The organism is Terrisporobacter sp., assembly GCF_017888745.1.
In the GTDB taxonomy this organism is placed as follows: Bacteria; Bacillota; Clostridia; order Peptostreptococcales; family Peptostreptococcaceae; genus Terrisporobacter.
The window spans coordinates 1-12,018 of sequence record NZ_JAGHFM010000167.1; the positions used below are offsets into that span (position 1 = coordinate 1).

Consider the following 12,018-nt stretch of genomic DNA (forward strand, 5'->3'; position numbering starts at 1 on the left):
CTTGTACTTGTAAAGAAATAAGAAGAGCAGAAATGATGTTTAGAAAAAGTGGTATAAGTGAAGAGTTTGCCAAGAAGACTTTTCATAATTTTGATTTTAGTAGAAATATACAAGTTTTAAATGCTTACACTAAATCAATTGAATATACGAAAAATTTTAATAGTATTAAATCCACTAGAAAAAATAGCATTATTCTAATGGGAAGTGTAGGTGGTGGGAAGTCTCATCTTTCATTCGCCATTGCCAACGAACTTATGAAAAATAGTGTTGGTGTAATATATATGGGATACAGAGAGACGGTTATGAAGATTAAGCAAAATATTATGAATATGGAAAATTATGATAAACTCATGAGTACATATAAAAATTGTAAGGTGTTGCTGGTGGATGATCTTTTTAAGGGGAATATAACTTCCAGTGATCTTAATATTTTTTTCGAAATAGTAAATCATAGATATTTTAATAATTTGCCTATGATTATTAGTACAGAAATACTCATGTCTGATTTACTTAAAATTGATGAAGCTATAGGAAGTAGAATAATGGAGATGTGTGCTGATTATAGTATTGAGCTTAAGGGGAGCAAGTTAAACTATAGGATTTATGGATAGGGATAAAATTTTGAGGAGGTTTTTATGGAGGTTAGAAGAGAAGATATTCCAGATGATATGTTAAGTATGGTAGATATAATAGGTATGGATAAATTTTTAGATGTGAGTAAGATTTATGGTGGATATGCTGTTTATATACCTATTTACAAAAGTATTATAAGACAGGCTAGAAACAGAGAAATTCTGAGTAAATATGATGGGTATAATATAAGAGAGCTTGCTAATATTTATGGTATAAGTGCTAATCATATTTATCATATAGTGAAAAATAATAAAATATAATGTAATCGACAAATTACAACAAAAAAATAGTATAAAATACTGTAAAATAGCATGTAGAATATTTTATAAATTTATTTATTAATTAATATGTTATATTTTATAATCAAAAGCGAATTCTAAGCAACGGACGAAGTCGTTGGCGACATGAGCGAAGCGAATTTTATAACTTTAACTGAAACCTAAATAGATATATAATATATTAATAGGTAATAAATACATATAAAAAAATATAGACAAAGGTATATGAATTATGGAAATTGGATTTATAATAGAAGAATTTATTTTAAACTATGGGCTTATAAGCATATTCATAATAGTAGCACTGGAATATGCAAACTTACCTTTACCTAGTGAGATAGTTTTACCTCTTGCTGGAATATTATCGACTGAATACAATATGAATGTAATCTTAGTCATATTAGTATCGATACTTGGAGGGATAGTAGGCTCTTTAACCAATTATTATCTAGGATATAAGTTTGGTAATCCTTTAATTTATGCTTTGAAAAGCAAATATCCTAAAACTCAAAGAGCAATAAAAGAATCTTATAGGTTTATGGAAAAGTATGAAAATATATCTGTAATGTTATCTAGACTTGTACCTATTGCTAGAACTTTTATATCTATAGTAGCAGGAGTTACTAGGATGAATATAATGTCATTTGTGTTTTATTCAACAATAGGTATATCCATATGGAATATTCTATTAATATTAATTGGATATATAATAGGTGATAATATGGATAAGATTACTTATATATTAGGAACTTATTCAAAAGTTGTGGCAGTATTATTAGTATCAGTAGCTGTAGTTTATTTAATAATTAGAAAAAATAAAAGTAAAAATGTAGAAGAGGAAGATAAAATTATTTATAAATAGTTTTAAAATAAAATTACATAAGAGATGATGGGAGATGAAGATATGGCAGTTTTAGTAACTGGAGGAGCAGGATATATAGGAAGTCACACAGTAGTTGAACTATTAAATGATAATAAAGATGTAATTATAGTAGATAATTTTTCAAATAGTTGTCCTATAGTTCTTGATAGAATAAGAGAAATAACAAAAAAAGATTTTAAATTTTATGAAGTTGATACAACTGATGAAGAAAAACTAGAAGTAGTTTTTAAAGAAAACAATATAGATTCAGTAATTCATTTTGCAGCTCATAAAGCAGTGGGAGAATCTGTTGCAAAACCATTAATGTACTACACTAACAATATAGTAAATACATTAACTGTTTTAAATTTAATGAAGAAATATAATGTAAATAAATTTGTATTTAGTTCGTCTGCAACAGTTTATGGAGATCCGCACACTTGTCCTATTACAGAGGATTTCCCACTATCAACAACTAACCCATATGGTGCAACTAAGTTAATGATAGAAGATATGTTAAGAGATATAGCTAAGGCTGATCCTACTTTTAATGTTGCAATTCTTAGATATTTCAATCCTGTAGGAGCACATGAAAGTGGACTAATGGGAGAAGACCCTAATGATATACCAAATAACTTAATGCCTTATGTTTCACAAGTAGCAGTAGGGAAATTAAAAGAGTTAAGTGTATTTGGAGATGATTATGATACTCATGATGGTACAGGTGTAAGAGATTATATTCATGTAGTTGATTTAGCTCAAGGCCATCTAAAAGCTTTAGACAAGCTTGATGATTTACCAGGAATAGTTACATATAATTTAGGAACAGGCAATGGCTACAGTGTTCTTGATATGGTGAAAGCTTTTAGCAAAGCTTGTGGCAAAGATGTAAAATATAAAATAGTCGATAGAAGACCAGGAGATGTGGCTATGTGCTATGCAGATCCTAAAAAAGCTAATGAGGAGCTTGGTTGGAGTGCTAAGTATAATATAGAAGATATGTGTAATGATGCTTGGAGATGGCAGAGTAATAATACTAATGGATATAAAGAAGTTGTAGAAGAAGTAGTGGTAAGTGCTGAATAGTATAAAAGGTCAAGGATATTCCTTGATCTTTTTTATATTTAAGGTATTATAAATTATCTGAATTGAGGATAATTTATAATACCAACTGATAATTTTGAGCAACGGACGAAGTCGTTGGCGATATGAGCGAAGCGAATTTTTTATTTATAATTACTCTTTATATTGAATGAAATTGAAAAATATGCCATAATTATATTGTTCAAAAAATGAAAGGTAAAAGAGGGGAATATGAAAGAGTATAAAATATTAAAGTACATATATGAAAATTTAAATGCATCTCAAAGACAAATGAGCGAAAAGTTAAATATTTCTATAGGGAGTGTAAATAACCTAATAAAGAATATGAGTAACGAAGGTTTAATCAATATTCAAATTAAAGATAGTAAATATAGTTATAGCTTAAGTGAAAAAGGAATATCTAAATTAGAAGAATATGTGAAGGCTTCAAAATTAGATAAAATATCAATAAATAATGACGAATTTAGAAAAGTTAAACAAGCTGTTATATTAGCAGCTGGTGAAAAGAAGATATTTGGTAAACCAGTATCATTTTTAAGTTTAGAAGATGGAAAAATTATTGATAGGGTTATTAATATATTAAATAACAATGGTATAGAAAAGATAGTTATAGTAACGGGGTATAAAAGTGAATTCTTTGATGAGTATAAAAATAATAAATCTATTTTCTTAGTGAAAAATGATAGATACAAATGGACAGGAACTATGCATTCTTTATCATTAGCAAAAAAATATATTGATGATGATTTTTTACTAATAGAAAATGATATGGTATTTGAAGAAAGGGCCATAACAGAGTTATCAAATAATCATAATAGAGATTGTATGTTAATTACCAGTGAAAGTGGTTCTGGAGATGAGGCTTTAGTTGAAATCAGGGATGGATATGTTTATAAAATGTCTAAAGATATTCATCAATTTAATAAGATAGATGGAGAGATGATTGGTTTAAGTAAAATCTCATATGATGTGTTCAATAAGATGTTAGAACTATTTAAATATAACAAAAACCCATATCTTAATTATGAATATGCATTAGTGGATATTGGACGAGATTATAAGATAGGATATATAAAGCCAGACGGATTAGTTTGGAGTGAAATAGATAATGAGGAACATTATAATAGAACAATTAAATATATTTATCCTAAGTTAAAACGTAAAGAAGAAGAAGTTAAAATTAATACATTAAAAAATATATTATGCAATGAATTAAATATTAATAAAAATGAAATAGAAAAAATTACTGCTGTAGGTGGTATGACAAATAAAAACTTTAAAGTAACTTTGAATAAAGTAGATTACATATTAAGGATTCCAGGTAATGGAACTGAGGAAATGATAAGTAGAACTAATGAAAGGCATAATAGTTTGTTGGCAAATAGATTAGGAATAGATACAGATATATTACACTTTAATGAGATAAGTGGAATAAAGTTATCGAAATTTATAAATAATGCAGAAACTATAAATCCTAAAACGGCTAAAAGAGAAGATAATATGTTGCTTGTGACAGATATATTAAAAAAATTGCATAATTCAGATATTGAATTTAATAATAGATTTGATGTTTTTGAATTAATAGAGGAATATGAAATTCTACTAAATAAAAATAATGGAAAGAATTATGATGACTATATAGTTGTTAAAGAGAAGGTTTTAAATTTAAAAAATATTTTAAATGACTTAGGAATAGAGTTAAGACCTTGTCACAATGATACAGTTCCAGAGAATTTTGTTAAAGATGGTGAAAGATTATATTTAATAGATTGGGAATATTCGGGAATGAATGACCCTATGTGGGATTTGGCTGCACATATATTAGAATGTAATTTTTCAGAAGAAGATGAAGAATTATTCTTAGATACATACTTCAATGGAAAAACTGAGGAAAAGTATAAGACGAAAATATTAATATTTAAAATATGTCAAGATTTTCTATGGAGTATTTGGACTAATATTAAGGAAGCTCAAGGTGATGACTTCGGTACTTATGGAGAAAATAGATATAATAGAGCAAAATTAAATTTAGATAAAATAATTAATTAGAATATGGGGGAGTAAAAGTGGAAGATTATAGTAGATTAGAATATAGGTCTATCCAGAATAGAGGTATATTTACAGGTGTAACATCAGGTGTATTTTGGGGATTAGATACTGTATTAACAGGAATTGTTTTAGGAATGTCTCCTATGATAGATACTAAAGAAGCAATTTTTTTAGCGCCATTTATAAGTGCATTTTTACATGATGTTTTTTCAAGCATGTGGATGTTTATATATATGATTTTCACAAAACAACTTGAAGCAGTTATAAAGGCATTAAAAACGAGAAGTGGTAAATTTATATGTATTGCATCTATATTTGGTGGGCCTATAGGAATGGCATGTTATCTGTTAGCTATAAAGTATATAGGGGCAGGATACACAGCTAGTATTTCTTCTATATATCCAGCTGTAGGTGCTTTTTGGGCATATTTATTTTTAAAGGATAAATTAAGCAAAAGAGGAGTTGTAGGACTTTGTTTAAGCATATCGTCAGTAATAGTTTTAGGATATTCTCCTGACAAAATATCAAATGGTAACTATGTATTAGGCTTTGCTTTAGCATTAGGATGTGTTTTAGGATGGTCTTTAGAAAGTGTTATTTGTGCCTATGGTATGAAGGATGATGAAGTAAATCCTGCTCAAGCTCTTCAAATAAGACAGTTAGTATCAGCATTATTTTATGGTATAATAATAATTCCTTTAGTAGGTGGTTTAGAAGTAACAAGTATAGTTTTTACATCAAAGGTATCAATTTTTATATGTATCATAGCTTTAGTTGGAACTGTATCTTATATGTGTTATTATACTTCTATAGATACTGCGGGACCGGTAAAAGCAACTGCTTTAAATATAACATACTCAATTTGGGCTATAATATTTGATGTTATTTTATTAGGAAATCCAATTACTTTAAAACTGATTATATGCAGTTTAGTTATAATTATAGGATCAGTTTTAGTTTCTAAAAATTAATTTGAAGGAGAGATATAATGAGGGCAATACTTTTAGCAGCGGGAATGGGGACTAGATTACGCCCCCTAACTTTAACAACACCAAAGTCTTTAATAAGTGTAAATGGACAACCTATGCTAGAAAGACAAATAGAGTTTCTAAAAGAAAAGGGTATTGATGAAATAATAGTTGTTACAGGATATTTAAAAGAAAAATTTGAATACTTAAAAGAAAAATACAATGTGAGGCTTGTTCATAATGATAAGTATGATAAGTACAATAATATATATACCATGTATTTGGTAAGAGAGTATTTAAGCGATACTTATGTAATTGATGCAGATGTATATTTAAATCGAAACTTTATAGATGAAAATATAAATAATTCTACTTATTTTAGTGGATATAAGACTAATTTTAAAAATGAGTGGATTTTACACTATGATGAAAGTAACAAAGTGAAAGAAATTGAAGTAGGGGATGATGAAGGATATATTCTATCGGGAATATCTTACTGGAGTAAATCTGATGGAGAAAAGATTGTAAGAAAACTAGAAGAAGTAGTGAACTCTAATAAGTTTCATGAATTATATTGGGATGATATAGTAAAGTCTAATATTTCTAATTTAGATGTATACATACGTAAAATAGAAAGTGATGATTCTTATGAGATAGATTCTTTAGAAGACTTAAAATTTGTAGAAAATGCTATATGCAATGAATATAAGTAATAATTATGAATGTATATAGGATTAAAAAGTATAACAGTTTATAAATAGGAAGAGCATGTATTTTTATATGCTCTTTTTTATTATATTGATGTAATATGTAAAAATATGGTACAATTAATTGATACTATAGTTATCATAAAAATATCTACAAATATACATATCAGAACATAAAGTTGATTAATATCTTTTTTATAATCATGACTTATCATAGTTTTTTAATTATTTAATGAAAAATAAAAAATCTTATTAATTAGTTAACAAAACGATAAAAAGTAAATGGGGGAATTTATGAATTTAAGAATTAAATCTTTTTTTGCACTATTATTGTGCCTTATAATAGCATCACAGGGTATTGTTACTTTCACTTATGCAGAAGATAATACTATTTTAGTAGAAGGAGAGGGTTCAGAGGGGCTTGATGTAGATGTCCAATCAAGTATAGAAGAACAATCAAATACAGCAGAAGAGTCTAACTTAGGAGAACAACATAGTATAGAAGAAAATACAGAAGGACTTGATGTAGATAAACAATCAAGTACAGAAGAAAAGCAAAACAAAGAAGAATCAAATATAGAAGGAGAGCCTGACCCAGGAGAAAATAAAGGTTATAGTATGGGTGGATCACCTTCTGGAAAAATACCTAATTATAATATGAATGCAAGGGTTGCTATGAATGATGATCTTATAGGCATGGGAACAGTTAAAGCAAGCACTTTAGATGTTAGACAAAAACCTTCTACATCATCTAATAAATTAGGGAGTTTAAAAAATGGTGAAACTATCGAGATAATTAGTAGGGCTAAGGATTGGTATAAAATTAATTATAATGGGAAGTTAGGGTATGTATCATCAGCTGATATTAATCTTATTCCATTTGAAAAAGGTATTGACGTAAGTAAATGGAATGGTAAAATTGATTGGAATAAAGTAAAGGCTGACGGTATAGACTATGTTATAATTAGAGCTGGATATGGTATTTCTGATGTGGATCCTATGTTTTATGAAAATATGAAAGGAGCTACTAACGCAGGTCTTAAAGTAGGTGTTTACTGGTTTAGTTATGCTTATAGCCCTGAAAGAGCTAAGTTAGAAGCACAAAAGTGTTTAGATGTAATATCACCGTATAAGAATAATATTTCTTATCCTGTATTTTTTGATTATGAATATGATAGTGTAGATTATGTGAAAGAAAAATATGAAATAACAGTTACAAAAGAACTTGGTAGTCAAATTGCTAATTCGTTTATGAGTACTATAGAATATAATGGTTATGAGACAGGTTTATATACTAATTATGATTTTAGTAGTAGATATTTTTCAGATGAAGTATTGTGTGATAATAACTTGTGGATAGCTCAGTATAGATCTGAATGTACGTTTGAAAAGCCATATATTATATGGCAATATACTGAAAATGGTAAAGTAAATGGTATAAACTCAGATGTAGACTTAAACTATTCAACTTTAAAGTTTAATAAATATAATGGTGAAGGAACAGGTTGGGTAAAGAAAAATAATAATACCTACTTCGTAAAAGATAATGGTCATAAGGCTGTGGATTGGAATCAGATAGGTGGAAAATGGTATTACTTTAATAAATCAGGAGTAATGCAAACAGGGTGGTTGAGATTAAATAACATATGGTACTATTTAAAAATCAATGGAGAAATGTCAATTGGTTGGGAAAAAATAGATGGAAAATGGTTCTACTTTAATGAAGGTGGAGTAATGTATACAGGCTGGTTGAGATTAAATAATATATGGTACTATTTAAAAACTAATGGAGAAATGTCAACTGGTTGGGAAAAAATAGATGGAAAATGGTTCTACTTTAGTGAAGGTGGAGTAATGTATACAGGCTGGTTGAGATTAAATAACATATGGTACTATATGAAAGCCAATGGAGAGATGGCAACAAATACAACTATTGATGGATGGAAAATAGATTCAAATGGAGTTGCTACACCAATTAAGTAAATATTAAATATAACTAATTGTTCTAGTTAATTTTTTACAATAAAAAAACTCCAACAAATATAGTATCCTAAGATTAAAAATAATAAATTGAAAGGAGGATACTATCATGTTGGAGTTTAGCAATTATTATATGGAAAGATTAGGCGTAATGTAGGTGATAGTAAACTTTATGATAGTGAAATAATAACTATTAGTATAGTTGGTGAACTTTTAACAATGGATTCAGAAAAAGCATTTTATAGCTTATTAAAAAGAGAATATACGCTGTTATTTCATAGACTGAGTAGTAGAATTAGGTTTAAGAGAACTGAAATAAATTTACATGCAGTCATCAAATAAATAGGAGATTATATTTAATACTCTTATAATAAAAGAAAAATAGAAACTAGATTTTCTCAATTGATTGGAGATTATGATTAGTAAGGTTAAAATAAGTATGGTAAAATGAAGTTTGATGTTTTTAATAATTATACGATAAAAGACAAAATATTTATGAGAACAGAATAATTGAAGATTAACAAATATATTTATAAAACTAGGAAAAGTAAAAGATTATAGCAATAAAGACCGGAGGTAGTATGAATTTTATTAGTAAAGAAGAAAGAATACTTTATTATATTTTATCAATAACAGTATTGATAGATGCAATAAATGGATTGATGATCTCTACAATTGGATATACATCAATAAGTTTTGGAATGTTTTTTAGAACTATTATAATGACAATTTTTTTATTATATATTTTTAAATATAGCAAAAAAAGTATTATTATACTATCTCTTGTTTCAATACCATTTTTAATGACAAGTTTTATATCATTTTTTTCTGAATCACAAGGAATGAGAGAACTTATATATGATATAAAAGATATTTTTATAACTATGTACTTTATAGTTACATTATCGTTATTTAGAATACTAGCTAAAGAAAATAAAATAAGAGAAGAAATTATATATAAATCAATAATAAATAATGGAGTGATTTTACTTATAAGTTTATTATTAGCAAGTATCTTTAATGTTGGTTCTAGTAGTTATGAAGCTACAGCAGGAATGGGAGATACAGTAGGTTTTAAAGGCACATTTTATTCATTAAATGGATTAAGTATAGTATAGTATGTTTAATTATTTTTTTATTTATATATGACAAGTTTATGAAATACAAGAAAAATATTTTAAATATTGTATCGTTATTAGGCATGATAGTTGTATTATTTTTACTAGGAGCAAAGTCTGTGTATGTGTTATCACTTTTGATAATTATATTATATAGTTTTATGGAATTAGATAAAAAAACAGCTAAAAAGAATCTAATATATGTTTTAGGTGCTTTAGTACTTATTGTATTTATAATGTTTATTTTTTTCTCGGATAGTTTGAGGGACATAGTTAACAGGCAATTATTTTTTATACAAACTAGGGGAAACAATATAATAAATTATTTATTGAGTGCAAGAGATACATATTTAAATGCAGCTATTGAAGGATTTGGCCAAAATTTCAGCTTAAGAAGATTAGTAGTTGGATTAGGACCTTTTGGAGCTAGGTCTGAAATAGCAAGTTATTTAGGAATTGAAGGGACTACATTAAAGACTATTGAAATGGATTTTTTTGATATATTCTTTAACTATGGAATTTATGGATTAGTTATGACGTATGGTTTAGTTTCGAAAATTATAATGAAAAGACCTAGTAACAAGAGATGTAATCTATATATAATATCTATGGTGATTTTACTAGTTTATAGTATTTTAGGAGGACATGTATTTACAGAAGCAATGTCTATAACATTTTTAAATATGTGTTTATTAGGATTTATTTGTAAAGAGGATAAAGTAGTAAGTTAATTAAAAATATTTAATTTAATAAATTATTATATGATTATAGGTGTATAAAATAAAAATGAAATTAGGAGAAAAATATGTATAGAATAGAATTATTTAATATTGGCATAGATAATGTAACAATGTATGAAAGTATAGACGTAATAGATAGGTTGGTAATAGAAAATAAAAATGCATATGTGGTAACTCCTAATGTTGATCATATTGTAAAGGTACAAAAAGATCCAGAGTTTATGAGAATTTATAAAGAGGCTGATTTAGTATTAGCAGATGGAATACCTGTTGTATGGGCATCTAAACTATTAAAAAAAGGATTGAGTGAAAAAGTGTCAGGATCTGATCTATTTCCCTTATTATGTGAACGTGCATCGCAAAAGGGTTATAAGGTATTTTTACTTGGTGCTAGAGAAGGTGTAGCTAAAAGGGCTGCAGATGAATTGATAAGTAAATATCCTGGGCTTGATGTTGTGGGAACATATTCTCCTAAGTTTGGATTTGAAAAAGATGAAAAAGAAAATAATAAAATAATTGAAATGTTACAAAATGCAAAACCTGATATATTGTTTGTTGGTGTAGGAGCACCTAAGCAAGAAAAGTGGATTTACAATAATAAAGATAAAATTAATGTGCCAGTATCTTTAGGTATTGGAGCATCATTTGATTTTGTTGCTGGAAGTGTTAAAAGGGCACCTTTATGGATGCAAAAAAGTGGATTGGAATGGTTTTATAGATTTTTACAAGAACCAAAGAGGATGTTTAGAAGATACTTTATAGAAGATATTAAATTTTTAGGTTTAATAATAAAAGAATTAAAACGATAATAAATAATATGCTCCCTTAATAATAAGTGCTTTATACCCATAAAATGCTTTATTGTAAGAGGGAGCTAGTTTTATATTTAAAAATATAAAATAAATAAAATTGAAAACATATTATGAATATAAAAGTGATACATAATACTTTTATATAGTTTGAATTAATAATAATGTTATGATAAAATGATTTAGATAGATTTAACATAGTTATATAATTTTTGTTACTAAGTAAAAAACTATGTATCAATTATGGTATGGAAATGTGGCTATAATTACAATCACAATTACAATTACTTAATATAGGAGACGCGATATGGGGAAAAAAAATATATTAATGATAGGACCACTAGGTGTACAAGGAGGTATGTCCATCGTAATGAAAAACTACATAAAATCTAAAAAACTTATAGATTTAGTAGAGTTAAAATATATATCTACAGCTGTAGATGGTAATAAGGTTAAAAAATTAGTTATAATGATAAGTTCGCTAGTGAAACTAGTATATATGCTATTATTTAATAAAATTGATATAGTTCATATACATGCAGCGCTTGATGCCAGTATATATAGAAAAGGACTGTTTGTAAAGATATGTAAATTGTTTGATAAAAAAGTTATCCTGCATTTCCATGCATCAGACCTTGAAGCATTTTATTTTGACAGATGTGATGATAAAAAAAGAAAAATAGTTAAGGAAATATTTAAAAGTGCAGACAAGATAATTTGCTTAAATAATCTAATGAAAAAATTATTAAAAGAAATATTAGATGTAGAAA

12 protein-coding genes and 1 pseudogene are annotated in these 12,018 nt (G+C 27.0%); all 13 read left to right on the plus strand.

Annotated elements, in window-relative coordinates; genetic code table 11:
- On the plus strand, nt 1–611 hold a 611-nt coding region (locus J7G74_RS08110), incomplete at its 5' end, for an ATP-binding protein (RefSeq protein ID WP_297133936.1).
- A gap of 24 nt (nt 612–635) precedes the next feature.
- On the plus strand, nt 636–893 hold the full coding sequence (locus J7G74_RS08115) for a Mor transcription activator family protein (protein ID WP_297133939.1): 258 nt from the start codon (nt 636–638) through the stop codon (nt 891–893).
- A gap of 250 nt (nt 894–1,143) precedes the next feature.
- The gene (locus tag J7G74_RS08120; RefSeq protein WP_297133942.1) at nt 1,144–1,773 is read left to right on the plus strand and encodes a DedA family protein; all 630 of its coding nucleotides are present in this window, start codon (nt 1,144–1,146) and stop codon (nt 1,771–1,773) included.
- A 42-nt stretch (nt 1,774–1,815) separates the two neighbouring features.
- Complete coding sequence (gene galE / locus J7G74_RS08125; protein ID WP_297133944.1) at nt 1,816–2,859, plus strand: UDP-glucose 4-epimerase GalE; 1,044 nt, start codon at nt 1,816–1,818, stop codon at nt 2,857–2,859.
- A gap of 228 nt (nt 2,860–3,087) precedes the next feature.
- Nucleotides 3,088–4,926: a phosphocholine cytidylyltransferase/choline kinase family protein gene (locus J7G74_RS08130; RefSeq protein WP_297133947.1), complete on the plus strand. Its 1,839-nt coding sequence runs from the start codon at nt 3,088–3,090 to the stop codon at nt 4,924–4,926.
- 17 nt (nt 4,927–4,943) lie between these two features.
- Nucleotides 4,944–5,897 (plus strand): DMT family transporter, encoded by a 954-nt coding sequence (locus tag J7G74_RS08135; protein WP_297133949.1) that lies wholly within the window; start codon nt 4,944–4,946, stop codon nt 5,895–5,897.
- A gap of 17 nt (nt 5,898–5,914) precedes the next feature.
- On the plus strand, nt 5,915–6,607 hold the full coding sequence (locus tag J7G74_RS08140; protein ID WP_297133952.1) for a sugar phosphate nucleotidyltransferase: 693 nt from the start codon (nt 5,915–5,917) through the stop codon (nt 6,605–6,607).
- Nucleotides 6,608–6,895: 288 nt separating this feature from the next.
- Nucleotides 6,896–8,584, plus strand: a complete 1,689-nt coding sequence (locus J7G74_RS08145; RefSeq protein ID WP_297133955.1) for a GH25 family lysozyme — start codon at nt 6,896–6,898, stop codon at nt 8,582–8,584.
- Nucleotides 8,585–8,719: 135 nt separating this feature from the next.
- Nucleotides 8,720–8,917, plus strand: a pseudogene (locus tag J7G74_RS16925) (IS982 family transposase); the annotation flags it as partial.
- Nucleotides 8,918–9,162: 245 nt separating this feature from the next.
- Nucleotides 9,163–9,699, plus strand: coding sequence for an O-antigen ligase family protein (locus tag J7G74_RS08155; protein WP_297133957.1), 537 nt, complete (start codon nt 9,163–9,165; stop codon nt 9,697–9,699).
- A gap of 38 nt (nt 9,700–9,737) precedes the next feature.
- Nucleotides 9,738–10,430, plus strand: a complete 693-nt coding sequence (locus J7G74_RS08160; RefSeq protein WP_297133959.1) for a hypothetical protein — start codon at nt 9,738–9,740, stop codon at nt 10,428–10,430.
- 74 nt (nt 10,431–10,504) lie between these two features.
- Complete coding sequence (locus tag J7G74_RS08165; protein WP_297133962.1) at nt 10,505–11,248, plus strand: WecB/TagA/CpsF family glycosyltransferase; 744 nt, start codon at nt 10,505–10,507, stop codon at nt 11,246–11,248.
- A 307-nt stretch (nt 11,249–11,555) separates the two neighbouring features.
- On the plus strand, nt 11,556–12,018 hold a 463-nt coding region (locus tag J7G74_RS08170), incomplete at its 3' end, for a glycosyltransferase family 4 protein (protein WP_297133964.1).